Source organism: Acinetobacter sp. 70_2 (assembly GCF_056736115.1).
In genome coordinates, this window is sequence record NZ_JBWZIP010000014.1 from 222,242 (window position 1) to 248,072 (window position 25,831).

Sequence of the window (25,831 nt, forward strand, 5' to 3'; positions counted from 1 at the left end):
TGTTTTGATGATGTGAGAAGCGTCCTTTTCCAATGCCTTTTACAATCTCTCATGCTGTTATCGCCCCACCGATTGCTAAACTAAGTCGAAACACACTGCCTATTGCTGCACTCGCTATTGGCAGTATGACACCTGACCTTTACCGCTTATTTACAGTTCAGTCCAGTATGCTGACTCATCAATGGAAAGGTTTACTCTACCCAAACCTTGCATTAGGTTTATTGTTCTGTGCTATTTGGTATTTACTTTATCGGCCTGTGGTTTACCGTTTTTTTGGTATTCAGCATGATTTGAAATTAGGCTCTTTTAAACGTTTTATCCAGTTTTTTATTGGAATTATATTTGCGCTTATTATCGGGATAGCCACTCATCTCATTTGGGATGGTCTTACCCATTCTGACTTTAGAACATTCATCTTCCAAGATCTTTTATCCCAAACGGTTCATTTCTTTGGTCGCCCATATCCTTTGCACCGTCTACTTCAACTAGGTTCTTCTGCTCTAGCATTACCTTTTTTAGGTTGGATGAGTATTCATTACTATCAAAAACATAAACAGCACTGGAAAATAAGCCGTAAAATTAAAATTTTTGCTTGGTTCCTGTTTACTTTATCTACACTTTTAGGCTTATTTTCTCTTTGGGATTATGCCCGTTACATTCCACACGAAGTTTGGCACACAGACACCTATTATTTCACGGGTCGATCTATTAATGAGTTCATGCAAGGCTGGTTAAGCACTTTCAGTTTAGGATGCTTATTATTCCTGTTTTTAGATCGACAACAAAGAATGGGCTAATGGGTAAACTTGCTGCCAAATTGCTCATTTTTAGCAAAATTATAGCTGTTTTTTGATCTAGTTCTTGTCGCATGCCATTCAACAGGGCATAATCGAAAACTTACTTTTTTGACGGTGCGCGGTTTACGCATCCGTCTTTTCAGCCAATATAGTTTGGATAATCTTCATCATGATGCGAACTCATTACTGCGGCTCTTTAACTGAAGCCCAAATCGACCAAACCGTTACATTATGCGGTTGGGTACATCGTCGCCGTGACCATGGCGGTGTTATTTTCCTTGATATGCGTGACCGTGATGGTCTCGTTCAAGTGGTTATTGACCCAGATACTCCAGAAGCATTTGCAACTGCAGATAAAGCACGTTCTGAATATGTATTAAAAATTACAGGTCGTGTTCGTCGCCGTTATGAAGGTACTGAAAACCCAAATATGGTGAGTGGTCAAATCGAAGTATTAGGCAAAGAAATCGAAGTTCTTGCTGCTTCTGAAACTCCGCCATTCCCGTTAAATGATGACACGATTAACGTGTCAGAAGAACACCGTTTAAAATATCGTTTCTTAGACATCCGTCGTCCAGAAATGTTAGATCGGTTACGTTTCCGTTCTAAAGTAACTAACTTGATTCGTAACTATTTAGACGATCACGGTTTCTTAGACGTTGAAACTCCGATTTTAACTCGTGCAACTCCTGAAGGTGCACGTGACTATTTAGTACCAAGCCGTGTACAAAATGGTAGCTTCTACGCACTTCCACAATCACCGCAATTGTTTAAACAATTATTGATGGTGGGTGGTATCGATCGTTACTACCAAATCGCGAAATGTTTCCGTGATGAAGACTTACGTGCTGACCGTCAGCCAGAATTCACTCAAATCGACATTGAAACATCGTTCTTAAATGACGATGAAATCATGGATTTGATGGAAGGCATGACTGTTAAATTATTTAATGACTTGCTTGGCGTAAAATTTGAAAAATTCCGCCGTATGCCATATAGCGAAGCTATGCGTGACTATGCATCTGACAAACCAGATTTGCGTATTCCGTTAAAACTCGTTGACGTTGCAGACTTAATGCAAGAAGTTGAGTTCAAAGTATTTGCTGGCCCTGCAAAAGATCCTAAAGGCCGTATTGTTGCCTTACGTGTTCCAGGTGCAGCATCATTGCCACGTAGTGCAATTGATGAATACACTAAATTCGTTGGCATCTATGGTGCAAAAGGTTTGGCTTACATCAAAGTTAATGAACTCGCTAAAGGAATTGAAGGTCTTCAATCTCCAATCGTGAAATTCATTGAACCGATCGTACTTGAGCTGTTGGAACGTGTTGGCGCGCAAGATGGCGATATCGTATTCTTCGGTGCTGATAAAGCTAAAGTTGTAAATGATGCAATGGGTGCGCTTCGTGTCAAGATTGGTCATGACTTGAACCTTTCAACTTGTGAGTGGGCTCCACTTTGGGTTGTTGACTTCCCAATGTTTGAAGAAACTGACGATGGCAAATGGACTTCTGTTCACCATCCATTCACATTGCCTAAATCTAGCGTAGAAGACGTGAAGAGCAATCCAGGCGAAGCACTTTCTGTTGCTTACGACATGGTATTGAATGGTACTGAAGTTGGCGGTGGTTCACTTCGTATTTACACATTAGAAATGCAAAAAGCGATTTTTGAAGCGCTTGGTATTTCTGATGAAGAAGCAGAAGAGAAATTCAGCTTCTTACTTAACGCACTTCGTTATGGCGCTCCTCCTCACGGTGGTTTGGCATTTGGTCTTGACCGTTTAGTAATGCTTATGACTGGCGCGACTTCAATTCGTGACGTTATTGCATTCCCTAAAACGAAAACTGCTGAATGTCCACTTACTCAAGCACCTGCTCCTGTTGAAGCGAACCAGCTTCGTGACTTGGGCATCCGCTTACGTGAAAAGCCAAAAGCTGAAGAATCTAAATAATTTTTAGATTTTCAAATTAAAAAACCCTGCTTATGCAGGGTTTTTTAATGAGCGAATTTTAATGAGACATTTCTTTTTCAAAGCTTGAAACCGTATCAAATTTCTGTTCAAAAATCTGAATAATTTCTTTTTTTAATTTTTCAAAATCAACCACTTGCTCATCGTCATTTAAACAAATCTGTGGAAGCTGCTCATTTTTAATAACATGATCAATTTCAGGAAGATTTTGTATTCTTAAGTTAAAGTTTTGGCCGCGCTCAAATATATTTACAGGGTAAAAGCGGTCTGAACAAAGCTGCCATAACCTAAACAAATATTGGTTAACATCTAAAGGCTGCCTAAATCGATGACTTGATACCTCCTTCAAATAAGCTTCTTCATTTTTCCACACTTCTTCAAATACCGATTTCAAAAATGGTTGAGGCAAATGAGTACTATAGAAGCTTGAGTATTTTCGATTATTTAAACTTAAGAAATTACCCCAATTATTACTTATCGAATATCGAGGATTAAAAAGTGCATAAGGATTTTTTCGAAATAATTTTCTCTTATCAAAATATTTATTAATAATCGCAACATCAGTCAAAGCAACTGCGCCTAAAAAATTTTCCTCACCAACAACCATCAAAGGCTGTAGCCGAATACCATCACAAGGTAAGCCATTTTTAAAGAAAAACTCTGGTTCTAAAGATCTATTAATAAAAGTATCATCATTGAAATATACAAAATGCTCTGCAAGCCCTTTTATTTTATGAATATTAATTTCAATAGCATGAGAGTTAAATGTAGGTAAACAGTTTGATTCTATAATTTGATCATGAGTAACTAGATTCAATTTAGGATGATTTTCAACTAAAAACTCAGGGAAATGACCACAAGTTACAAGGTGAATTTTTCGTACCCAAGGGCAGAATTTCTCAACAGATCTGAACCAATATTGAAGATTATCCCAATCTCGATAGCGGCATTCATCAACGAGTTCCGTCACCTGTATATTTGTTTCTTTAGATTTATAATATATATAATCTTGCTGCCATTCAGTATCAGTTGAGTCGACCCAAATCATTACAAAATCAATAGGCTGCATTATTCTCCCCTGGCTAAATTCAACAAGATAATAAAAGTTTTAGCAAATAAGAGGGATATTACTATTTATTAATGTTAATAAAAGTTCACAATTCATTCATATTTTTATTTTTTCTAAACAATTTCGTTAATTCATAGTCTATTGAGGTGACAGTGGGCAAATGGCATAATAGCTGCTCTTTTCTCCCGCATGGTAATTGATTATGGCAATGCGTCCTGACGTTCGTCGACATGCTTTAGTCGTGATTGTATTCTCTTTAGCACAATGGTTTTTCATGCGCTATATCCTTGCTCATGAGTTATTCAATTTAACAACGAACCAACGTATTCTTTATTTTTGCGTAAGTAGCCTTGTAGGTGCATTACTTATTTTTGTTGCACTCATTTATATGGTACTTAAAGGAAATGCGGATAAAAATTAATATCCGCCCCTTCATAAGATTTAGATAATTCTCAACCTACTTGCCAATATAGTTGTCACATAACTGAAGCAGTTCCGGATGTCTATCATGCTGGTGGACAATCGGAATAATTTCTTGATTGTGATTAATAATAAAGCCTTGATCATTAACTGCAATTTGATCTATTGGATATAGTCCAAGCGTTACAATAATAGATTCAAATGGCTGACAACGAATTGTATTGGCCAATTCATTAGTAATTAATAATTTATTATGCATAGCCTGATCATAAATTCTTTCAGACATTTTTTGATATGGCTGTTTGCAAAATTCTTCAATCATCTTATTGATGTAGACTTTAATTGATTCCCGATCACCAATAGTTACGCCAGAACAAGAAACTTGCTCATCTTTTGCAATGTTATAAAAACTCTCTCCATATGCATCCAAGATCCATTTTTGGTTATATTGCTCAGTACCTATGGTGAAATCCGGATTCTCCATCCCAACAAATAGACCCTTACTAAGATTTTTAAAAGGATTACTTTGGAAAAATACATCTCGAACGTCGCTAAGCAATACATGTGAAGCATCAGCATGGCTTTCTACAATTTCCTTATATTCAAAGAAACGGCTCACATGCGGATAACCTGTGATTTTAAGCGCTTTTATCTTTGATGCAGAGTTTTCCTCATTTACTGTTAAGCTAATAATTCTCTTTAGAATATTTTTTAAAAATTTAAATTTATAAATACCAGAATATTTTGACTTGGATTTAAATTTCCCAATCGTTGAAATTTTAAAGTCAATTTTAAATTTCTTAATGTGAGAAAATGCCGTAACAAACTCTGCAAGTTGCTCTTGATATATAATTAAAACCAAGACCCCATCAAAATCTGACTTTTCCAAAGAACATACAAAGGAAGAGATAAGGCCAGCCTGATATCCCGTTGCTGACCCAATGATAATATTTTTTTGCTTAATCATAAAATTAGTAAGAAAACCTAAAAAAACGACTAAATTATATATTTATTAAGTATATATTTCTTTAATTTAACTCTTAAGTAACGTAAAAAATCACTGTCATCTTTAGAAAGTGGAGTGATTAAGCTTCGTTCTCTTTCCAAATAACTTAAAGCATCATTATTTTCAATAATAGGATGATCGAATAAAAAACTGACATAGAAGCTAAAATCCCCTCGTCCCACAAGGTCTTGCCAATGGTCGTAAATTTTTATCGGTTGATGATAATCAACTAACATTTGAGCCATTTTACGGTCTACAACATAGGCATAAGCATAAGCAAGTTTTTCAAGATAGTCGTAATCAACTTTTAAAACTTTTTGGTTATATAATTCTTCTGGTAAAAATTTTCCACGAACGCGATTGCATATTTTCATTTGAATACCGCCCAAGCTTAGAAAAAAGCACGGACCTAGGTTCAAAGAACTAATATGTTTTTCTAAGTCTTGGAAATCAATTTCAAAACGCTCGATCACATCATCTTCAAAAATAATGGCGTATTCTTCATCGGAGCTTAAAAAATCTTTTAAAGCAGCAATATGAGACATGGCACAACCAAGCTCACCAGGCGTCATCGGTTTTTTCTTGCCAGCTACACCTTGTTGAAAATACTCACTAACACTTAAATTTTTCCCTATAACCCCAAATTGCTTAAATTCATCGCGATATTTGTAAAATGTTGGCTGAGAGTACAGCTTTTTTAAACGTTCACTATTCGTAGATTCAATACTGATTAAATATTTTTTCATTTCATTCAAATGTTAAAATGAGTCAGGGATAGTCTATCTAATTATAGTTATATCGAGTGTAAAATTTAATGCTAAATCGCCTAATCCAAAAAAAATGGTACAAGTACCAACAAGCAAAAAAAGCAAAAACTTTTGACTCTCATTGGTATATGCGTTTTGGCTGGTTAGAACAACCTTTTACAACACTTGAGCAATTAAATTCTCTTTTTGAGATCCATTCCCCTAGAAAGTTTACCTTTGCAGATAGCTTTTATGCTTATGAAAATGGCCGTCATTTCATTTTTTTTGAAGAAGTTGATGACGAACATCCAGTAGGTTTTCTTTCTGTTTTAGAAGTCTTTAAAGATGGCACCTACACACCACCAGAGACAATCTTAAAGCTCGACTATCACCTTTCTTATCCTTGTGTATTTAAGTTAGAAGACACTTGGTACATGATGCCAGAAACTTCTACCAACAAGACAATTGAACTTTGGAAATGTACCGAATTTCCATTGAAATGGGAAAAGCATTCTAATCTGATAGAGAATATCGAAGCAGTCGACAGCACCCCTTTCTATCATGAAGGCTTATGGTATCTTTTTACTTCAACACGGCGTGATTGTAAGAAATTTGGTGATCGTTTAGATTTATTTTTTACCGAAGATATTTTAAAACCAAACTGGCAAGAGCACCCAATGAACCCAGTGTGCCGAGGCAGTCAGCAGTTCCGTATGGCAGGTAAACCTTTTATTTATAAAGGGCAACTGGTTCGACCAAGCCAAGATTCGTTAAAACGTTATGGCGGCAATATCGAATTAAAGGCAATTACTCAGCTTAGCCCGACAGCTTATGAAGAAAAATTACTAGAAGTAGTTTTACCAGACTGGAATCAAGCAGATGACGGCTGCCATACGATTAATGTCGAAGATAACTTCGTGGTACTTGATGCCATTCGCCTTACACCAAAAAATAATTAAGTTTTCAGCAGGCCTTTATAAATATTAAGCGTCTGCTCAACCATAGCTGGTACAGTCAGTTCAGCCTTGGCTTTTGCATATAAAGGGCCAAAGTCGTTTTGAGCCTCAGGTTGAAGCGCACATTTAATCGCTTTTGCTAAATCTTGTGCATCTCCAATTTCTGCCAGATATTGATCTGGCAGCCACTCAATTACACCGTTTACTTTAGTTGCAGCCATTGCTTTATCAGCCTGTAAAGCTTCGACCATAACAAGTGGAAAACCTTCACGGTCTGATGATAAAACTACAATATCTGCCAATTGCACCAGATCTCGAGCATCAGTTCTAAACCCAAGAAAAGCGACCCGATCTTGCATGTTTAATTCACTAACTTGTTTTTCTAAACTTGCTCGAAGTGAACCATCACCAATAATCCATAAATTGGCATCAATCTCTTGCATTGACTCAATCAGTAAACTGATATTTTTTACTGGCTCTAGACGTCCAATACACATAACAACTTTTTTGCTTGTGCCTAGCTCAGCAAAATCTTTTTGAATCGATTGAAGTAACTTTTCTTTATTTTCAACTGTAAGTACAGGTTGAGGATATATCCCGTTATAAACCACGTGTGCTTTAGACTCTGGAATGCCTTGCGTGAGCGCTTGACTCACTGCAATAACCGCATCACCTGCTAAATAGGCAGATTTATTCTTTTTAGTACCATGTACCGTCGTTACAAATTTTGGGCCAGATAAAAATGGCTTAATTCGGGCAATCAGCTCAGCCGCCTTTCCTGCTTGTGCATGAACAATAGCGGGTTGAATTTGCTGAATGAGATTTTTAAGTTGCCAGAGTAAAAAAATATTCCAACGGCTTCGCGCAAAATCAACCGCATGAAAATGTACTTGTTGGTTAAACTTGTCTAGATAGCAAGGATGTGCAATCACATGTACTTCATGGTTTAAAGCAAGCTCATTAACAAGATTAAAAGTGTGCTGCTCTAAACCACCAACTCCACCACTAGTTGCCAATACCTGAACAATTTTCATAGCTTGCCTACTTATTTTTTATCTTTATTCATGGTCTGTTCAAAGAGTTTGGCTTCTTTTAGAAATGCATAAAAGGCATTAATCATACTATTTACGAAACCACGCCAACCATTTAAGAAACTACGGCGAATAAAATAAGACTTCATAAAAGTCACTGGCATTACCAAAACCAATTTTGCAACACTTGGAGACTTTCCTTTTTGGTATTTCTCTAATGCTTTTAAGTTGGAATATTGGTTATTTTTTTCGACTTTAATGAAAATGCTCGACTCGCCATAATGATAAATATCATGTTGAGCACGCTGAGATTCACCGTCTACGATCACATTTTCATGGACCTTATTGGCAAGGTCATAATGCCCTTTAGACTTGCGAAAAAAACGTACCTTCGCATGTTTTTTAGTATGTTTGCTGTTGGGAACACCTAAAAACACATCATTAATCGGTGTGATTAAAGCATCAAGTTTATTTTGCTGAATAGTCTCAACAATTTCTTGTTTTAACTCGTTAGATAAGACTTCATCGCCATCTAGATTGAGTACCCAATCATTTCGGCATTTTGCTAAAGCCAAACTTTTTTGCCCAGCATAACCCTGCCAGTCTTGATGAGAAATTTGGGTATTTTCAAAGCATTGTGCAATTTCGTAAGTATTATCAGTACTGCCAGAGTCTAAAATAATGACTTCATCAAACTCACTGACACTTTGTAATGTTCGCTCTAACCAAGCACCACAATTTAAAGTGACAATATAGACACTACATGGGATTTTATTCATAACTTATAACGTCCTTTAGCAAGGGCGATACGCATCTGTAAAGCATTCATGGCGCCATGCGTGCTGACACGTGGGATATTAAATTGATTAGCAGCTTCATAGGCTTCGATTTTTTTACGAGTCGATACTGCGTTTTTAAAGCCAATCTCTTGAGCCATTTTCTGATGTTTTTCATTAAAACGACCAAATGGATAAGCAAAGCTCGGGCACTTCCCAACTAATGCTTCAACGTCACGTTTAGACTGAAGCATCTCATTGTAAGCCGTTTGATCATCAAGCTTAAGTAAGTTCACATGATGTTGGGTATGTGCCCCAAACTCAATGAAACCTGAATTCGCCATTTCATGAATTTGATCATGAGTTAGCTTTTCGATGCCTTCAATTTGCGTCGCCAAGTAAATGGTTGCCTTTGCATTATATTTTTTAAGTAATGGATAGGCATAAAGATAATTATCCATAAAGCCATCATCAAAACTTAAAGCAACGACATTCTTTTGATTACGGTATTGTTCAAGCTCTGAAACAAAACAAAAAGTAGTCCCCTTACGCGTCAACAACTGTAAAAGTTGTTCAAACTTTTCAGGAGGCATGTTCATACCAGAGGCTGCATCTTTAGGAGTAACCTGATGCAACATGACAATGCGTGGTAGTTTGTTCGAACGAAACGGAAGCCAGAATGTATAATTACCCAGCACATATAACAGTGCAGCAAGTACTAATAGGCCTACCGCAACGTACAAAAACCACATCATGCATAAACCTCATGTGACCATTCATAATCTTCTGAAAGGGGCTGCTTAAATGTCACTTCAACCATAAACTGGGTGATGCGTTTAGCATTGAAAGACCTACGTGTTTTCTCCCAGCCCTCTTTCGCTATTTTTTCAGCCTGTTCTGGATTTTGATCAAAGAATTGGATTTTCTTGGCCAAGTCAAACTGATCATCAAAGTAAACCACTTCCTGCTCGGTATAGAGCTTCTCAAAGCCCGGAATTCTTGGGCTAAAAGTCAATAAACCATTACCAGTCAGCTGTACAATACGGTCAGAACTATACAAGGTTACATCATTACGGCGTGAGTAATTAAGTCCCATTTTTGTTTCAGATAGAACTTTATAATAAGCTTTACCATAAACACCTGGTTGTTCAAAACAGCCATAATATTGATAGTTTACATGACCTTGTTGCAGAGCATCTGCCAAATCTTTTAAGAACTTTTCACGCTCAGGTTCTTTATAGACCACACCGCAGAAAATAAATGTCTTGTCAGTCTTAGAGTTGGAAAACTGTTGTAGAGTTTCTACATTACGATGACCCACATTAGGCAGATAGGCTACGCTTAAATGAGGCTGCTTTAATTTCTGTAGATACTCACCACCAGTTGTACAGAAAATAGCATCTAAATACGGAGAGAATGCCTTTACAAAGCCAAGTTTGGTCTCTAAATAAAGCGGGTCAACATACCAAAATGCAATTTTAGTATTTGGATAAGCTTCTTTAATTTGTCTGAGGACATCTGGACTCATCAAGTCACTATGACCAATAAGCACCAAATCAGGCTCAATGTTATTGACGACTTTTAATACTTCTTTGTTGGCCCAATTAGCACCCAATTTTTTTGTTTTAAAAATGGTGCCCATTCGAGCCATATCACGAAAACTAAAATCATAAACGAAATGGCCATTTTCAATTAATCCGGCAGAAATTTTACGGTCTGTGCAGTAAAAATGTGCGCCTTGTTTATTAAAGCCAAAATTTGCGATATGCAATATTTTCATTCTTAACTCTATAATTCCATCAATTCTGGAGATGAACTAAAATATTATATCATGCCTGAAATTATGTAGACCCTGTTATCAAAATATAGGATGATATCGCGCTTTTACACTTGGAACAGCTTGGCGTGATTTTTCGACTCAAAACAGGAAAGTTATGGTTCTTTATTTATTGCTTTATGCTGCTTGTTCCATCATGCATTATTTCCAGTGATGGTTTTTTCAAAGCCCTATATCCGCTTATTTTTTTCGTTTTTTTAATTTATCATTACCGCCGTTTTTTTTGGCTTAGCTTACCTATTTATCTTTTAAGTCCTTTTGCACTGTACTACGAAATTACCTATAACGCCCCAACTGAAATTTCAGTATGGCTCACAATTTTGGGTAGCTCTACAACTGAAGGTAAAGTTTATTTATCAACATTAGATCTTCCTTTAGCAATTGGATTGATTATCGCGTATATCATTCCTCCAGTTTTCTTTTATTATTTTATTCCAAATCAACGGCTAAACACTCCTATATGGCTACGTATTTTAGCCTTATGTCTTATTTTTTCACCCATTCAACGCTACTTTAAAGCACCTGATCATCAGCAAGGATTTCTAAATGTATATCGTCATTTTAAACAGTCTTATCCTTTAAATTTACTTCTTGGTTTACCTGCAGCGAGTCTTGAGGTAAATCGTGTAAAAGACTTCATAGCGACACAAAATGAAATTGAATGCACACAAGTTAAGGAAACTCGCCCTACCATTACGGTATTAGTTATTGGGGAAAGTGCTCGACGCGACCGTTTAAGTTTATTTGGCTATACCAAAAATAATACAACACCATATCTAGAAAAATATAAGAAAGATTTATGGTTATTTAATAACACAATTTCAGGCTCTTATATGACCAGTAAGTCTGTACCTACCTTATTAACAGGAAAGCTAAACGGTACTGATAATTTAAGCCCTTCTATTGTGAATGCTTTCAACGCAGCAGGCTACAAAACTTACTGGTTTAGCGCACAATCTCAATATGGAGAATATGATTCCCTTGTTTCAGCCTATGCATCTTCTGCTCAAGAAACCCAATTTTTGACGCAACATTCATATTCAGCATCACTAGAAACGCATTATGATGAGGAACTACTCAAATCATTTGATCGAGCATTGGCAGAAAAAACACACCATAAATTCATTGTGTTACACCTTTATGGTTCACATGCAGATTTTGCAAAACGCTATCCACCACAATTTAATAAATTTAAAGATACCTATGACAATACGGTACTTTATACAGACTATCTACTCAATGAAGTTATTCAGAAACTAAAAGCAACTAATGTGGACGCCAACTTAATTTACACATCTGACCATGGACTGAACCTTGGAGAATGTAAAGAAAATAGCTCACTGCATTTAGATATGAAAAATAATTTCAATGTTCCGTTAATTATGTGGAGCTCAAACTCATGGAAGCAACATCATCCAGAGATGGCGAGTACTCTTTCTAAAGAACAAAGTAGTGCTATTAGTTCAATTAATATATTACCTACACTCTTAGATATGAGAGGTATTCACTGTAAAAACATTTCTCAAGAGAGATCGTTATTTAATTCGAAATACAAAACATATCCAAGAGAAATTTTAGCAACATCAGAAACGGTCAACTATGATAAAGGTCACGATGACAGCCAATGTCATTTAGTGATTTGATGCACAACCCGATCCGCTTCCTGTAGGACCTGTCCTTCAGGAAGCAAATTTATATCAAATACATTTGCTATTAACTTTTCCTCTAGCAGCCTATCAACCGAATTAGTAATACGATCTTGTTTGAGTCTATCCATTGCAATCACACCGACTCGGCAACCCGCAGTAAGTGCCTCATAAATCATAGAAACACTATCTTCTGTTACCCACACCGCTTCTGCTTTTTGCATTTCCTCAAAAATCCAACCTTGAGGTGTTTGCTCAACCGGACATATCTGTAATTTTTTGGCGGAACTTTGTTGTTTTAAAATGTCTATAAAACCGGCTGGAGTCCGTCGTGAGGTCGTCAGAATAATTTCAGAGCTTGGATTATGCTCAACAATTTGTTGAACAGACAATAATACTTTTTCTTGGTTCCATTGGTGACGTTTTGATGAGCCACCTAATGCAATTAAAATTCTGGTTGCTTGATGGTGGTTTTCATTACGAATGGGATTGAGTGCACCACGTGTAACAATAACGCGGCTATTTGCCGGAATACCGTCATGCTCTGGAATCACAGCATAGTCGAACCAAGCAATAGGTAAATTTGGCTTCATTAAAATAACAGTCTTCGCCTTTTTAAAAATTTTACCCAGTAACCAGACACGAAAGTGTGTATGACTCCCAACTCCAAATATAAAATTGGGTGCTTGTTCAAATAGAGTATTTTTTGAAGAGAAAAGCGCTTTAATTAAGGAAATAATAGGCAAATCAGAAATAAGGATCTCTTCAAAAGTTGCATTTGCCTGCTGTCTTTGCATCGCCTGAAATAAACCTAAAGCCTGTGAACGATGCCCTGCTTTACCATCAGAGACATAGACAATATGCATAAAAACTCCCTAACCAAAAAATAAAAAGGCGAAACCAATGTTCGCCTTTTCATGTTAACGGATTAACTTATTTTACGTAAGTTAACCAGTGTTCATATTTCGGATTTCTACCTTGAACTGCATCAAAGTAAGTTTTTTGGATTTCAGTGGTAATTGGGCCACGGCTACCCGAACCGATTGGACGATCATCGTATTCACGAATTGGTGTTACTTCAGCAGCAGTACCTGTGAAGAATGCTTCGTCTGCAATATAGAATTCGTCACGTGTAATACGGCGCTCAACAACTTGGTAACCAAGATCTCTAGCAATCGTCATCACAGTTTGACGTGTAATACCGTCAAGTGCACCGCCAGCGATATCTGGAGTATGTAAAACACCATCTTTAATCAAGAATACGTTCTCGCCAGAACCTTGGCATACATAACCTTGTGGGTCCATGAGCATTGCTTCATCGTAACCAGAGTGTGCAACTTCTTGATGAGCAAGAATTGACAATGTGTAGTTACCAGATGCTTTTGCTTTACACATGGTCACGTTTGGATGATGGTGAGTAAATGATGAAGTTTTAACACGGATACCTTTCGCCATTGCTTCATCACCAAGGTATGCACCCCACGCCCATGCTGCAACAGCGGCATGAATAGTGTTATTTGTTGCAGCAATACCTAGTTTTTCTGAACCGATCCAAATAAGCGGACGTAAATAGCAAGAAGCTAATTTATTTTCACGTACAACATCGATTTGTGCTTGTTCAAGCGTTGCTTGATCATACGGCACTTTCATTTGATAAATTTTTGCTGAATTTAACAAACGTTTTGTGTGGTCTTGGAGACGGAAAATTGCAGTACCTTTAGGAGTTTCATAAGCACGAACACCCTCAAATACGCCCATACTGTAGTGTAATGTATGGGTTAAAACGTGAATCTTTGCATCACGCCAATCAATTAATTTTCCATCTTGCCAAATAAAACCATCACGATCAGCCAAATTCATGGAACACTCCAAATTGTTATAAAATCATTCACTATCCAACTCAACCGAGGCGGTTGGGTCTATTAATCTTTGCCATAAATTGCAAACGACCGCACGGGTACTACGCCAGTCCGCTGCGCTTACTTGCATGGATTGATTCGCAAGGGCTAAGCGGTGGCTTTCGGCACGTTCACTAAGATAGGCTCGAATTAATGCTGTGGCATCTTCACTGGATAAGCAGTCTGCTTTAGCAGCATCTTCTAATATTCTTACATTATCAGAATAATGGGCGAGATCTGGTTTCGTCCCGCTCCATGCAAGTACAGCATACTGTGCCATAAATTCGATATCTACGATACCACCTGCGTCCTGTTTTAAATGAAAAATACCATGTTTTTTTTGTTCAGAAGACGAACCTAAGTGGTCTTTCATTTTCTGACGCATTTTCAACACTTCTTCACGAACATAAGCCTCATCTCTAGATTGAGTCAATATCTCGCGGCGAAATATTTCAAATTTTTGGCAAAGCGTTTCATCACCTGCTATAGAGCGTGCTCGAACGAGTGCCTGATGCTCCCAAAGCCATGCACTTTTCAACTGATAGTGTTCATAGGCTTTCAGACTGGTCACTAATAAACCAGCTTCACCTGAGGGTCTTAAGCGTGTATCAATTTCATAAACGCGGCCATCAAGCGTTTGAGTGGTCATGAGTGACATAAACTTTTGAGCAACACGCATAGCAAACTCAAAGCCAGTAATCGCCTTGGTTCCATCAGTGTCGGCTTGTTCATCTAGATAGTGAATAAAGACAAGATCCAAGTCAGAACCATAGCCCAGTTCAATGCCACCCACTTTGCCATAACCAATAACAGCAAAGGCTTTATAGTCAAGAGAGCAACGTTTTCCCTCAACATCCTTTGGGTAACCATGACGTTTTGCTACGGTCTGATAAGCTAAATGGAGAGTTGCATTAACACTCACTTCAGCAATATCTGTTAATGCATCGGACACCTTCATGAGAGGACTTTCAGCTAATACATCACTTGCAGCAACCGTAAGCACATTACTCTTTTTAAACAAGCGAAGTACCCGCATTTGGTCTTCAACCTGATCAATTTCAATACGAAGCAATTGCTGACGTAAAGAATCTTCCAAGTCCTTACGTTTTGGTAACTCAAAGTCCATTGATAAGAACTCATCCAGCAGTACTGGATATTGCGTTAGCTCTTCACAAATCCACGGACTCACCGTCGCCATTTTCACTAAGCGTTGCAATGCCCCTTTACTTTCAATCAGCATCACTAAATATACGGTTCGACGCATAACCGATTCAATCAGCGGCATTAAACGCAATAATGCAGTTTGTGGTTGTTCTGACTGTAAGATCGCTTCAATCAAATGAGGCCAAAACGTTTTTAAGCGTTGCACAGCATTTGAAGGAAGTTTTTTAAGTGCATGGCCATGCCAAAACTCATGAATTAGATTTTTAGCATTGTCGTCCAGTACTTCATCTAACTGCTGCTCTAACTGCCCAAAATTTTCAGTTGCTGCATTAGAGCTGGTATCTTCAATCAGTTGTTTAAACTGAACTTTTACTTTTTGACGTTTCTCATTAAGAACATCAAGAAACTCATTCCAGCTAGCGAAACCTAAGGTATCTATAATGCGTTGTCTTAGGTCAACTTCTTCTGGCAATAACTGCGTTTGCTGATCATTGAGTGCTTGAATCGCATGTTCAACACGGCGTAAAAACAGGTAAGCATCTTCAAGCTCTAAAACAGCCTGTTTTTCTAACAAACCTGCCTCGCCAATATGCTCAAGGCTGACTAAACATTGACGGTCTTGTAACTCACGTTTCGAGCCGCCGTAAATAAGCTGAAAAACCTGAACAATAAACTCAATTTCGCGAATCCCCCCCGCTCCCAGCTTAATATCATCTTCAATATGTCGGCGCAGGACTTCACGCTCAATCATGGCTTTCATGTCACGCATAGCAGCAAAAGCGGTGTAATCGACATAACGGCGGAATACAAAAGGCCGTGTCATTTCTAACAAGTCTTGCCCTTCTTTACAGCCAGTCACAACACGCGCTTTAATCCAGGCATAACGTTCCCATTCACGACCATGCTGACTTAAATATTTTTCTAAAGCTGCATGACTAATCGCTAATGCTGAGCCATCACCCCAAGGTCGTAAACGCATGTCTACTCGAAACACAAAACCATCTGCAGTAATGTGTTCAAGTAAATAAATAAGTTTTTGTCCCCATAAAATACAGAACTGCTGTACATCAATGCATTTGCGGCCGTTGGTTTCACCTTGTTCATCAAAGGCAAAAATCAGGTCGATATCACTTGATAGATTTAATTCCTGTGCCCCAAGCTTGCCCATGGCAACCACAATCAAATCTTGAACTTTGCCTGAATAACTTAATGGTTCGCCGTGTTTAGCAACTAGTGCTACACGAGCAAAAGCCTTTGCTGCACAAATGCTGGCATCAGCAAAATCTGAAAGTTCACGTGTGAGTGTGACAACATCGGTGAGTTGATTGGCATCTTGCCAAATCCAACGAAACATTAAACGACTGCGTAAAATGCGAAGTGCGCGCATCCAAGTTGTTTCATCGGCAATGCCATCGAGTGTGGTTTCTACAAATTGATAAATCTGATCAGTTGAGAGCGGTGCAGCAAATTGATCTAGTTGATAATCTTGTTCTAAAACGGTCTGATGTAACCCCAAAACTTGTTCCGCGTACTGACTAGCACGCAATGTTTTTTGTAACTGCTCCGCATTCATATAAAAAAGCTCTTTTCCTCAGACTCTCTTTTTAGTTATAGCAGTTCACGTAGTAATAGGAAAAGGGATTAAACTAATTTTGCTTCAGATGTGTTTTGTTCTTCTACATGAAGCTCAGGAACTTCTTGGGCAGAAGGTAATAAAACTTTAAATGTCGTTCCAATACCCTTTTGCGAATTTACACTAATCTTACCCTGATTAATCTCGACAAACCGCTTACATAAACTTAAACCTAATCCCGCGCCCTTTTCACCTGCTGTTCCCTTAAAGCTCGCTGTGATACGCGGATGGAATAAATTTGCCATTTGTTGTTCGCTCATGCCAAGACCAGTATCACGTACAGTGATTTCGACATTTGTGCCTACCTGCTTCGCTTCAATGAACACTTTCCCAGAGCCATCAACATCGGTAAATTTCAATGCATTTGACACCAAGTTTTGAATCACGGAAGTCATCATATTAATATCGGCATAGATTTTTAAATCTTCGGAAACCGCATTTACCAATTCAATATTTTTCTTTAAAGCCAATGTATGCAACACATCGCAAACAATATTGCTGACTTGTCTAAGCTTAAAATTAATTGGGTGATAAACAAAACGTCCACCCTCTGCCATCGCCCATGTCAGCAAACTTTCAAGTAAATTATAGGTCGATTGAGAAGTGTCGTATAAATAGTCAGCAATATTTTGAATACTCGATTCATCCAGTGTTTCACGCTCTTTAGCTAACACTTCGGAGAAACCTAACAAGCCATGAAATGGCGCCCGCAAGTCATGCGAAATAATAGAAAAGAACTTTGTTTTACTCGAGTTAAGCGCGACTTGCTGCTCATAGAGTTCATTTAATTCTTCATAATTAAATTTCAACTCGACTTGTTGCATAAAACTAGAACAATAATCGAGCAACAACTGAATTTGATCATTTTCAAAAGTGGTTTCATCATCATCAAAGAAAACGGCAAACCCCATAGAAGTCTGGTCAGGTTGCACCAAATGGACAGCTAAGGCACGACCACAGTCAATATTAAGCTCTTTTAAATAGTTGATTAAATTTTGATAAGAAGGATGATCGTGATGAATCACCGGTTGTTTAGCAAAACATTGTTTTAAGTGTCTTGAAGGTTTAAATGAAATAGCAGTCATGCCTTCAGGACAATGATGCCAAAAGTAAGGTTCCTGATTAAAGGTAAGCAAAGCTTTTTGACACTTCAACAGGCGAACACTAAACCGGAAAAATTGCTCAATGTAATTCTGCTCGGCATTTAATCCAAGTAATAGTGATATTCTACAAGCACTTAATTGCTCGACCTGATGTAGTTCTAATCGCTGTGTCATGCCCGCCTCACAGATTTTGTCGTTGTTAGTCGGAACCGCTCTTTGAGAAATGTACTTATAATCATTATGATCTAATACAAACTTTAACACAGTACATTAAAAGAGCAACTTTCTTTTCGAAATAGAAATGTGAAGTTTCAATTAAAGGTTTTCAGATACATAAAGTGGGTATGCTTTAGAAAAATACAACAATTATTTGAAGGTGAGGAGTTGTAAGATGTTAGAAATGCGAGTTCAGAATTATACTAAAAAGTGAAAACTCATTTTTTAAATTTTTTAATAATTACAACCTAAACAACTCTAAATTCGACTTAAAGACTTTAGCCGACCTTCTCTTTCTAAGTGTGAAGAATGCGGGAAATAATATTCCCGTTGAGCGTCAGTGCTATGGTTCTGTAACCCTTTGTGGGGAATGTAAAAATACACAAGAAAAACTTTCAAAAAGGTACTTTTAAATGACAAATTTCCTGATCTTTTTCATCGTTATTCTTGTTTTAGCCCTCATTATTTTTTGGATGATTCTGGATTATCAATTTACTCGATACATGCGTGAAATGAAGGGTTTTTATAAGGAAGAAGATCTCCAAAACAAAAGCCAACTCAAGTTAAATCAGCAAATCCATACGGGAGTAATAAATGCAGCTATACCCGATCTTAATCGGCATGATCATGGGTATTATTTTAAGTAGTTCCATGTTCTTATACCTTGTCGCATAAAGCCAAGCCCCTTCAATGGGGCTTTATTAGTTTTATAATTTATTGTGATTCATCTTCTGATTTCTTTTTGTTCTTTTCTGTACTTGATTCTCTATCAGAGTTTTTGGACTCTTTATCACTTCCTAATTTACTTCCGATAGTATTGCCAGCTTGCTCAATTGCTTTAATCACAATATTTGACATATTGGTCGGAAGATCTTTTACAGAATCTTTTGGGTTTTCAACTATGCCAGCATCTTTACCAAAATAATCAGGTACTAAACTTAGATGCACTTCATTACGTACTGATTTATCAAGGCTACCTATAAATGGACTTAATGTATTAAGTTTTAAGTACATATTTTCACTTTGACGCCAATGATTATAGGCACGCATAGCAATTCGGCTAGCATAAATAACAGCTAAAAATAAAAGTACTGAAAAACTCAATCTAAAAATAAGATAATTAAACGCATATTTTTGAGTTAATTCACGTTTTACAGTTAAATCCTTCATACATTCTTCATAGGATTTTCCTTTAACAGGAGGTAAAATCATTTCTTGGGTTTCAACTACTTCAGTCTTATCACAAGACTCTGTACCTACATATTGATTATAATAATTATTTACCCCTTTATAGGCACTTATAACAGAGAATATAATGATAAGTGCGCTAGCTATAGTTACGACAAAATAAGAATTTCTTTCAAATTTTGATTTTTCATAATAATGAGCAGACATTTCATTTACTGCATTATTTGTCATTTTATCCTGATAGAGTTCAACATCTCCCAATAGTGCATCTAATTCTGCTTTACTATCTTGCAAATCAGCTTTTAAGTTTATTAATTGAGGTCCAATTTCGCTTTGATATTGATTATTCAACTCGTTAAGATAATTTTTATAATTAAAAAAAGCTTCATTTGCGCGTTCTTCAAAAACTCTTTTTTGAAGATCAAAATTTTCATCTTTGTTTTTCAAATAATCACTATTGAGTGCCTTAAATTCTTTTATGAGGCTATTAACTCTATCTTCCAATATTACAACTTTATCATTATAAATATTAGTCCCTATTAGAGATTCAGAAGAATTTGTATGCAGACGAGGAGTATCTGCAATTTGATTAATTACATTATTTATATTCGTATAAATTAAATGAAAATCTTCTTGATTTAGAAACTTAATTAAATCCATAGATTTATTTTCATTATCAGAAAGTTTTAATTCTCTCAATCTCTCTAAAAAAGCACGCATCTCCTTAATAAAGCTATCAAAAAAAATAAATTTCTCCCCCTCTTCAACAACTTTTGATGATAAATTTATATTTAAATTATCACTCAAGGTAAACATAATAATTGCAACATTATGATAATAGCTTGGCTTTCTATTTGCGACTCCTTCAATACTCAGGACCAAGTTCTTTAATATATTAAAATTAGCATTAATATTAAATTTATAATACTTGGAAAATGATTGAAGAAATTCAATATTCTCAAAATTTAAATTATAAGTATTTAAAACAGATGCAATACTTTTAAAATTTCTTAATCGTGTAAATTCTTCTTCACTAAACAGCATTATCTAATCTCTAAATCACGGAATTCAAACAAAATAACCTTCAGGAAGATCTCCCAAAGGCTCAGCAATACGAACTAAAAACTCTACGTAACAACGTTCTCAACTTTTCATGAATTCCCCGACTTCTTTAGTACTTCCATAGCTGCTTTAACCATTTCAGTAGTATTTTTCATTTGATCTTGCAGAATATTACTTGTTTCATCATTACTTTTATTATCAACGTCACGACCAAAATACTTCATAGCTAGCTCCTTCCTCAAATCGGCAACTAGCGGATCTTCATTCGATAAATTAGCTACATAACTTGGAAATGCTTCTAACTCTAATTTAGTCTGCTTACATTGATCTGCCATTTTTTGATATTTTACAGACTGCTTTAAGAAGTAAGTAATGAGTGTGATGGATGTTAAAACTAAACTTCCTTTAAAAAAATAATAATCATAACCACTTAATCCAAAGTAACCCTTAGTCACTAAACTAAACCAAATTACAGTTAAAGATAAAAAAATTATAGCAATGAAAAGAGACCTATTAATATCTGATTTACTCTGGTTTTCTTTCGCCGCCAACTCATAATAATCATGTATTTTAAGATTTTTTGTTTGTTCAAAAACAACCTTAACTTCATCAATACTTTTTACAAGTTCAAGCTCTCTTTCTTTTAAATCTGCTACGGTACGTTCTGTATCTTTTTTAAATATTAAAAATTCTTCTTTTTGGATATCACGACTAACAAAACTTTGAAGTGTATTAATATTATGTATTATATCTCTTAAAAAATTAATATAATTTAACCAATTATCCAATCCTTTTAATATTTTTATATTTTCAATTACTAATCTTAAAAATTCACTCATTATAAAGTCACTAGGACTTCTTAGTTTTTTAAATGAAAATTCAAGTTCAAAAAAAACTTTTTCAAATTCAGCAAATAATTTTTCAAACTCATTTTTTCTATCGTTTGGAATTAAAAATTCTTCTTTTTTATTAATTAACTTATTTTTAAGAGTATCAAGACCATTTAGGATTTCATTTATTTTAATTTTAGACTCTCTTACAAAATCATTAGCTTCAACACTTTCGAGAAATTCCTCTAAGTCTGTAGTTTCTGAATTAATCATTCCCCACCCCAAAAATTATTATAAAGTCTTGACGCGTAATAGTATCTAAGCTACTTTCTTTTTTCTACAACAAAATCAATATGAAACTTTAAAAAGCACGAAAAATGACATCGAACAAATCACTTGCTCACAGCAAAGCAGTTTTAAACATGTTAATGGAAAAATACCCTCACCTCTTCGACTTTAGAAGAGATTATATTTTCCCCTCTGGACTGGTATTACAGGTGAAATTATTAAAGACCTACAAATTCACCCAGACCATCACTCATCACTTAAAAGAGCGATTTGTTATTACCAGTCTTGGAATTATTACCTTCAAAACCTCGCCTTTTCTCGAAAAAAATACAACTTATGGAAAGAAGAAAAGCAAAAAACCACTGCTCTAGAACGTAATCAAGCAAGAGAACAATTAATTAAAAGAAATATATGGACACCACGAATGGAAGAAGTCTTTATAGGTAAAGCTTTACAGCTTGACTGAAGAATAACTTGTAGAATCAAACAAATTTAAGTTAGGGCTTTTAGTAGAAAGTATCAGGTACTTTGCTTCATCATATATTATTAAAATTTTGTAAAAAATTATCCAACAAAAAACCCCTAAGCCGTTAGCTTAGGGGTTTTGGTAGAATCTTACGATTCTGAATATGGTCCCGAGGGTCGGACTCGAACCGACACGTCATCTCTGACAGCGGATTTTGAGTCCGCCGCGTCTACCAATTTCACCACCTCGGGAGAGGAAGTATGTTTGTTTTGCGTATATTAGCGCGTTTGCAAAACTTGTCAAACCCTAAGTGAATATTATCGTTCACTTTTAGATCATTTAAACATTTTTCATGATTTAGACTATAAGCACAGCCATAAAAAAGCGAAAAAGTTTATACTAGGCCCAATTTTTGCGGTGTTTTTTCCTAAATATGCAACTGTCTGACTTTTCCTTTGAATTACCTGATGAACTTATTGCCCGTTACCCTCTTGAATCACGTAGTGCTTCACGGTTATTGCACCTAGATTCAAAGGGTCAATATCACGATCACATGTTCACAGACATTATCGATCTGTTTGAAGAAGGTGATTTGTTGGTGCTGAATGACACTAAAGTCATGAAAGCGCGACTTAAAGGAAAACGCTCTACAGGCGGTGCTATCGAGATTTTGGTTGAGCGCATGCTGAACCACACCACAGCGTATTGCCATATTAAATCGAGCAACTCGCCTAAAGCAGGTGCTGAGCTTTATGTCGGTGCGGATAACATTCCTGTGATTGTACGTGGTCGTCACGAAAATTTATTTGTAGTTGAGTTTTCACAGCCAATTTTACCTGTACTTGAGCAATATGGTCAGTTACCTATTCCGCCTTACTTTAACCGTGAAGCAGAAGAAATTGACACTGAACGTTATCAAACGGTTTTCCATAACCCAGAAAAAATTGCCAGTGTGGCTGCACCAACTGCAAGCTTGCACTTTGACGAAGAGTTGTTAGCAAAGTTAGATCAAAAGGGCGTTAAGAAAGCGTTTGTGACTCTTCACGTTGGTGCAGGTACTTTTATGCCTGTACGCACTGACGACATTACTAATCATGTCATGCACAGTGAATGGTGTGATGTTCCTCAAGAAACCATTGATTTAATTTTGGCGACTAAAGCACGTGGCAATAAAGTAATTGCTGTTGGTACAACTGCGACACGTGCCTTAGAAAGTGCAGCCCAAGCACACGGCGGAAAAATCGCAGCGTGGAATGGTGATACGCAAATCTTTATTTATCCGGGTTATGAGTTCTGTATCGTAGATCGTTTAATTACTAACTTCCATTTACCTGAGTCTACCCTGCTCATGTTAGTGTCAGCATTATCAAATCGAGACAATATTTTGGCTGCTTATGAACATGCAGTTAAAGACCGCTATCGCTTCTTTAGTTATGGCGATGCAATGCTGATTGATAAATTAGAAGTTTAAAAATTAAAGCTGGGTTAAACCTATAAGTTGATTCGAGGTTTAACCCAGCTGATCTAGATACTATTTTAATTAATAAAAAAATTTATGAATCCTATCTTCCAGAAAGTTCGAAATACTTTTGATAATCAAAATACGCACAACAAAATTACTTTAAAAAATATTGAAGCGTTAAGAAATTTACTTAATCAGGAATTACCACCTGAGTTGCTTATTCATTCATTAAAGAATTGGACAGGTACACAACAGCTTGATATACAAAATTATATTTTTTGGAATACTACAATCTTTGCCTTAGTTTGTATGGCTTTAGGCTTTTTTATTTCGATCTATTTCTTCCCTTTTACGATTCTTGCGATCTTTTATGGCTTTCATCATAGAGCATCGACTGCCGAACTTAATTGTCTGCTTCAAGATATCCAAACTTATTATTATGAACATAAATATAATTTTAAATTTGCAACCGAAGATAATTTGCCGGAAGAAGGCACACCTGCTTCAGACTTTCCATTATTTAAGTTAGGTAATCAACAAAATTCCGTCCTAATAGCAATACACGGCAAGTGGCAAGTAAGAGAAACAACTCATCCCTATAAAATTTTTAGATATCATTATATCAATCGAGAGATGGCCTATAATTCAAAAGGCAGTTGGGAACTTAAAGATGTTAGCTATGATTTATACGGCGTTATTTTAGAGAGTTTTCCAGTTCGCGGAGTCAGCATTTCAAGTCAACAGCAAAAGGCTTGCCGCTTAGGAGTAGCTTGGGAATCAAGTGATATTCGTTTTAATCAAAAATACCAACAAAGTGGAATTAATGAGTTGGACTTAGTAAAATTTCTAAGCCCTGACCGTTTGTTATTATTAGAAAAAATGTTGGAAAATTTTCCGGGGGACTTCTATGTACACCCTGAAACATCTGCATTATGTTGGCTCTGTAATGTAAATCTTTTACGTCAGCAAAGTTTATATGGCACTAGTGTACGTGAGCTTGCTGAATGTCTAGAAACACTTTCAATGCCAGAGTTTGAGCAGTTTGCAAATATATTGCAGCATTTCATTGATGAAACTCAAATTCCGAAGTCATAAAAGTAATTATTTATTTAAAACTTATTTCTATTTATCTCTTTCAATTTAAAAGATAATCTAGGCTTAGCACTTTATGATAATCAACTCATTACCTTCATGCCAATTGATACCGTACAACAAGCACTTCATATAAGACGTAAAAAAAATACACAGGTCTTTCGTAATATTGCTCGACTTTGGGACGCGGGACAAAAGTCACAAACAGATCAAGAGCTCTTAAATGCGTTGCATCCATGGCGTGAAGATCATAACCTTCGTTTTGTTAATGTATTGCCGTATTTGTTAGGTATTTGCAGTATTACGACGCTATTATTTGGATATTTTTTTCATCCTCATATTCAATATATTTGGAGTCTGTTATGGGCATTTTTAACTGGTTTCTTGGCCTATTTGCTCTATGAACCGCAAAAGCCTCTAACCGAAGTTATTCACTATTTAGAACAGCGTATGACTGCTTTACGTTATGGCCTGCAGTTTCAGCAGTTACCAGCTTATCTTCCAATTCAAGCCCAACCCATTTTAGTCTTAAGCAGACTAAAACAATATTTCCCATTGTTTAATCGAGGCAATGAAGCGAATGAAATTACTGAGTTTGCTTCAGTGACATGGAATGATGGCATTACAGATCATCAAGTCCTGCTATTTAAATATCACTATGTAAATAATTTACCTATTCTTCAAGATCAGAACAGCGATAAAAAAATAATAAAAGAGATTCATAAAGATTTATGGGGCGCTTTTATTTTTCAAATGCCAACCTTAGGTATCGCTGTAAGTAATCAACGTTCTCGCTTTTTTGAACCATACTTATGCGAATGGCAAAGTACTGACATTCTGATTAACCAAGAGCTCAATATCTTCGGTACTGACCAGCACCAGTTAGCTAAAGAAATTAGTCCAAGTTTAACTTTAAAACTTCATGATTTTTTTCAACATTTTACCGGTGATTTAATTTATCATCATGAAGAGCAAATATTATGTTATCTCGGTGAGCAAGATCTTTTTCAAACCACCAGCAAACGTAGTGAAATTCATGATATTCCAGCATTACGTGGACATTTACGTACCATGACTATGCCGCAATATGAAAAATTTCAGAAATTCATGCTTAATTTAATTAAATAAATCTTTCGTAGTGCTGAACTGGCAACTTATTAAAAAATAAGAAGT

At 36.3% G+C, this 25,831-nt stretch carries 21 protein-coding genes, 1 tRNA gene and 1 pseudogene; 9 read left to right on the plus strand and 14 right to left on the minus strand.

All coding sequences use genetic code 11. The features are described from left to right. Positions 1–32 precede the first annotated feature (32 nt). Positions 33–797, plus strand: coding sequence for a DUF4184 family protein (locus AC1PJ9_RS08825; protein WP_311069847.1), 765 nt, complete (start codon positions 33–35; stop codon positions 795–797). A gap of 169 nt (positions 798–966) precedes the next feature. Continuing rightward, complete coding sequence (gene aspS / locus AC1PJ9_RS08830) at positions 967–2,751, plus strand: aspartate--tRNA ligase (RefSeq protein ID WP_263614574.1); 1,785 nt, start codon at positions 967–969, stop codon at positions 2,749–2,751. A 58-nt stretch (positions 2,752–2,809) separates the two neighbouring features. Here the strand turns inward: aspS and AC1PJ9_RS08835 are convergent, their stop codons facing one another. Then, positions 2,810–3,838 carry a stealth conserved region 3 domain-containing protein gene (locus AC1PJ9_RS08835; protein WP_311069846.1) on the minus strand — a complete coding sequence of 343 codons (1,029 nt, stop codon included), beginning with the start codon at positions 3,836–3,838 and terminating at the stop codon, positions 2,810–2,812. Positions 3,839–4,040: 202 nt separating this feature from the next. Here AC1PJ9_RS08835 and AC1PJ9_RS08840 point away from each other — a divergent pair, with 202 nt between their 5' ends. Next, positions 4,041–4,259, plus strand: a complete 219-nt coding sequence (locus AC1PJ9_RS08840; protein ID WP_311069845.1) for a hypothetical protein — start codon at positions 4,041–4,043, stop codon at positions 4,257–4,259. Between the two features lie 36 nt (positions 4,260–4,295). Here AC1PJ9_RS08840 and AC1PJ9_RS08845 read toward each other — a convergent pair whose 3' ends face one another. Then, positions 4,296–5,225 carry a lipooligosaccharide outer core biosynthesis glycosyltransferase GtrOC6 gene (locus AC1PJ9_RS08845; protein WP_311069844.1) on the minus strand — a complete coding sequence of 310 codons (930 nt, stop codon included), beginning with the start codon at positions 5,223–5,225 and terminating at the stop codon, positions 4,296–4,298. Positions 5,226–5,254: 29 nt separating this feature from the next. Further along, complete coding sequence (locus tag AC1PJ9_RS08850; RefSeq protein ID WP_263614578.1) at positions 5,255–6,010, minus strand: glycosyltransferase family 25 protein; 756 nt, start codon at positions 6,008–6,010, stop codon at positions 5,255–5,257. 68 nt (positions 6,011–6,078) lie between these two features. Here AC1PJ9_RS08850 and ghy point away from each other — a divergent pair, with 68 nt between their 5' ends. Then, positions 6,079–6,969, plus strand: a complete 891-nt coding sequence (gene ghy / locus AC1PJ9_RS08855; protein ID WP_311069843.1) for a glycosyl hydrolase Ghy — start codon at positions 6,079–6,081, stop codon at positions 6,967–6,969. Here ghy and AC1PJ9_RS08860 read toward each other — a convergent pair. The 4 genes from AC1PJ9_RS08860 to AC1PJ9_RS08875 are packed head-to-tail and all read right to left on the minus strand — an operon-like array spanning position 6,966 to position 10,553. Continuing rightward, positions 6,966–8,000 (minus strand): glycosyltransferase, encoded by a 1,035-nt coding sequence (locus AC1PJ9_RS08860; RefSeq protein WP_311069842.1) that lies wholly within the window; start codon positions 7,998–8,000, stop codon positions 6,966–6,968. The genes ghy and AC1PJ9_RS08860 overlap by 4 nt on opposite strands. An 11-nt stretch (positions 8,001–8,011) precedes the next feature. Further along, complete coding sequence (locus AC1PJ9_RS08865; protein WP_311086561.1) at positions 8,012–8,776, minus strand: glycosyltransferase family 2 protein; 765 nt, start codon at positions 8,774–8,776, stop codon at positions 8,012–8,014. Then, positions 8,773–9,528: a polysaccharide deacetylase family protein gene (locus AC1PJ9_RS08870; RefSeq protein WP_311086560.1), complete on the minus strand. Its 756-nt coding sequence runs from the start codon at positions 9,526–9,528 to the stop codon at positions 8,773–8,775. The genes AC1PJ9_RS08865 and AC1PJ9_RS08870 overlap by 4 nt, the downstream gene beginning before the upstream one ends. Next, a complete protein-coding gene (locus tag AC1PJ9_RS08875) occupies positions 9,525–10,553 on the minus strand; it encodes a glycosyltransferase family protein (protein ID WP_311086559.1) in 1,029 nt (342 codons plus the stop codon). Before AC1PJ9_RS08875 ends, AC1PJ9_RS08870 begins: the two co-directional genes overlap by 4 nt. Before the next feature lie 125 nt (positions 10,554–10,678). Here AC1PJ9_RS08875 and AC1PJ9_RS08880 point away from each other — a divergent pair, with 125 nt between their 5' ends. Next, positions 10,679–12,253 carry a phosphoethanolamine transferase gene (locus AC1PJ9_RS08880; protein WP_311086558.1) on the plus strand — a complete coding sequence of 525 codons (1,575 nt, stop codon included), beginning with the start codon at positions 10,679–10,681 and terminating at the stop codon, positions 12,251–12,253. Here AC1PJ9_RS08880 and AC1PJ9_RS08885 read toward each other — a convergent pair. From AC1PJ9_RS08885 to AC1PJ9_RS08900, 4 genes are all read right to left on the minus strand, one after another. Further along, positions 12,238–13,122, minus strand: a complete 885-nt coding sequence (locus AC1PJ9_RS08885; RefSeq protein WP_311086557.1) for a mitochondrial fission ELM1 family protein — start codon at positions 13,120–13,122, stop codon at positions 12,238–12,240. The two genes, AC1PJ9_RS08880 and AC1PJ9_RS08885, sit on opposite strands and share 16 nt — an antisense overlap. A 67-nt stretch (positions 13,123–13,189) precedes the next feature. Then, the gene (locus tag AC1PJ9_RS08890) at positions 13,190–14,116 is read right to left on the minus strand and encodes a branched-chain amino acid transaminase (protein WP_077168766.1); all 927 of its coding nucleotides are present in this window, start codon (positions 14,114–14,116) and stop codon (positions 13,190–13,192) included. 24 nt (positions 14,117–14,140) lie between these two features. Then, positions 14,141–16,891 carry a bifunctional [glutamate--ammonia ligase]-adenylyl-L-tyrosine phosphorylase/[glutamate--ammonia-ligase] adenylyltransferase gene (glnE, locus tag AC1PJ9_RS08895; protein WP_311086556.1) on the minus strand — a complete coding sequence of 917 codons (2,751 nt, stop codon included), beginning with the start codon at positions 16,889–16,891 and terminating at the stop codon, positions 14,141–14,143. A gap of 68 nt (positions 16,892–16,959) precedes the next feature. Continuing rightward, positions 16,960–18,228: a sensor histidine kinase gene (locus tag AC1PJ9_RS08900; protein WP_311086555.1), complete on the minus strand. Its 1,269-nt coding sequence runs from the start codon at positions 18,226–18,228 to the stop codon at positions 16,960–16,962. 304 nt (positions 18,229–18,532) lie between these two features. On the opposite strand from AC1PJ9_RS08900, the pseudogene AC1PJ9_RS08905 reads away from it, so the two are divergent. Next, a pseudogene (locus AC1PJ9_RS08905) lies at positions 18,533–18,683 on the plus strand (TraR/DksA C4-type zinc finger protein). Positions 18,684–18,984: 301 nt separating this feature from the next. Here AC1PJ9_RS08905 and AC1PJ9_RS08910 read toward each other — a convergent pair. From AC1PJ9_RS08910 to AC1PJ9_RS08920, 3 genes are all read right to left on the minus strand, one after another. Next, complete coding sequence (locus AC1PJ9_RS08910; protein ID WP_311086554.1) at positions 18,985–20,502, minus strand: hypothetical protein; 1,518 nt, start codon at positions 20,500–20,502, stop codon at positions 18,985–18,987. A gap of 107 nt (positions 20,503–20,609) precedes the next feature. After that, positions 20,610–21,623: a hypothetical protein gene (locus AC1PJ9_RS08915; protein WP_311086553.1), complete on the minus strand. Its 1,014-nt coding sequence runs from the start codon at positions 21,621–21,623 to the stop codon at positions 20,610–20,612. A 645-nt stretch (positions 21,624–22,268) separates the two neighbouring features. Then, positions 22,269–22,355: transfer RNA gene (locus AC1PJ9_RS08920), tRNA-Leu, on the minus strand. A gap of 182 nt (positions 22,356–22,537) precedes the next feature. Between AC1PJ9_RS08920 and queA the strand changes: the two genes are divergently transcribed. From queA to AC1PJ9_RS08935, 3 genes are all read left to right on the plus strand, one after another. Continuing rightward, complete coding sequence (gene queA, locus AC1PJ9_RS08925; RefSeq protein WP_311086551.1) at positions 22,538–23,575, plus strand: tRNA preQ1(34) S-adenosylmethionine ribosyltransferase-isomerase QueA; 1,038 nt, start codon at positions 22,538–22,540, stop codon at positions 23,573–23,575. Between the two features lie 84 nt (positions 23,576–23,659). Further along, a complete protein-coding gene (locus AC1PJ9_RS08930) occupies positions 23,660–24,661 on the plus strand; it encodes a hypothetical protein (protein ID WP_311086550.1) in 1,002 nt (333 codons plus the stop codon). A gap of 96 nt (positions 24,662–24,757) precedes the next feature. Next, the gene (locus AC1PJ9_RS08935; protein ID WP_311086549.1) at positions 24,758–25,786 is read left to right on the plus strand and encodes a hypothetical protein; all 1,029 of its coding nucleotides are present in this window, start codon (positions 24,758–24,760) and stop codon (positions 25,784–25,786) included. Positions 25,787–25,831 lie beyond the last annotated feature (45 nt).

Excerpts from the sequence above, each read along its gene's own strand:
- AC1PJ9_RS08860 (WP_311069842.1), bottom strand. The coding sequence starts at position 8,000 with ATGAAAATTGTTCAGGTATTGGCAACTAGTGGTGGAGTTGGTGGTTTA.
- AC1PJ9_RS08835 (WP_311069846.1), bottom strand. The coding sequence starts at position 3,838 with ATGCAGCCTATTGATTTTGTAATGATTTGGGTCGACTCAACTGATACT.
- AC1PJ9_RS08870 (WP_311086560.1), bottom strand. The coding sequence starts at position 9,528 with ATGATGTGGTTTTTGTACGTTGCGGTAGGCCTATTAGTACTTGCTGCA.
- AC1PJ9_RS08910 (WP_311086554.1), bottom strand. The coding sequence starts at position 20,502 with ATGCTGTTTAGTGAAGAAGAATTTACACGATTAAGAAATTTTAAAAGT.
- AC1PJ9_RS08850 (WP_263614578.1), bottom strand. The coding sequence starts at position 6,010 with ATGAAAAAATATTTAATCAGTATTGAATCTACGAATAGTGAACGTTTA.
- glnE (WP_311086556.1), bottom strand. The coding sequence starts at position 16,891 with ATGAATGCGGAGCAGTTACAAAAAACATTGCGTGCTAGTCAGTACGCG.
- AC1PJ9_RS08915 (WP_311086553.1), bottom strand. The coding sequence starts at position 21,623 with ATGATTAATTCAGAAACTACAGACTTAGAGGAATTTCTCGAAAGTGTT.
- AC1PJ9_RS08865 (WP_311086561.1), bottom strand. The coding sequence starts at position 8,776 with ATGAATAAAATCCCATGTAGTGTCTATATTGTCACTTTAAATTGTGGT.
- AC1PJ9_RS08935 (WP_311086549.1), top strand. The coding sequence starts at position 24,758 with ATGCCAATTGATACCGTACAACAAGCACTTCATATAAGACGTAAAAAA.
- AC1PJ9_RS08930 (WP_311086550.1), top strand. The coding sequence starts at position 23,660 with ATGAATCCTATCTTCCAGAAAGTTCGAAATACTTTTGATAATCAAAAT.
- AC1PJ9_RS08845 (WP_311069844.1), bottom strand. The coding sequence starts at position 5,225 with ATGATTAAGCAAAAAAATATTATCATTGGGTCAGCAACGGGATATCAG.
- aspS (WP_263614574.1), top strand. The coding sequence starts at position 967 with ATGATGCGAACTCATTACTGCGGCTCTTTAACTGAAGCCCAAATCGAC.
- AC1PJ9_RS08840 (WP_311069845.1), top strand. The coding sequence starts at position 4,041 with ATGGCAATGCGTCCTGACGTTCGTCGACATGCTTTAGTCGTGATTGTA.
- queA (WP_311086551.1), top strand. The coding sequence starts at position 22,538 with ATGCAACTGTCTGACTTTTCCTTTGAATTACCTGATGAACTTATTGCC.
- AC1PJ9_RS08890 (WP_077168766.1), bottom strand. The coding sequence starts at position 14,116 with ATGAATTTGGCTGATCGTGATGGTTTTATTTGGCAAGATGGAAAATTA.
- AC1PJ9_RS08900 (WP_311086555.1), bottom strand. The coding sequence starts at position 18,228 with ATGACACAGCGATTAGAACTACATCAGGTCGAGCAATTAAGTGCTTGT.
- ghy (WP_311069843.1), top strand. The coding sequence starts at position 6,079 with ATGCTAAATCGCCTAATCCAAAAAAAATGGTACAAGTACCAACAAGCA.
- AC1PJ9_RS08885 (WP_311086557.1), bottom strand. The coding sequence starts at position 13,122 with ATGCATATTGTCTATGTCTCTGATGGTAAAGCAGGGCATCGTTCACAG.
- AC1PJ9_RS08825 (WP_311069847.1), top strand. The coding sequence starts at position 33 with ATGCCTTTTACAATCTCTCATGCTGTTATCGCCCCACCGATTGCTAAA.
- AC1PJ9_RS08875 (WP_311086559.1), bottom strand. The coding sequence starts at position 10,553 with ATGAAAATATTGCATATCGCAAATTTTGGCTTTAATAAACAAGGCGCA.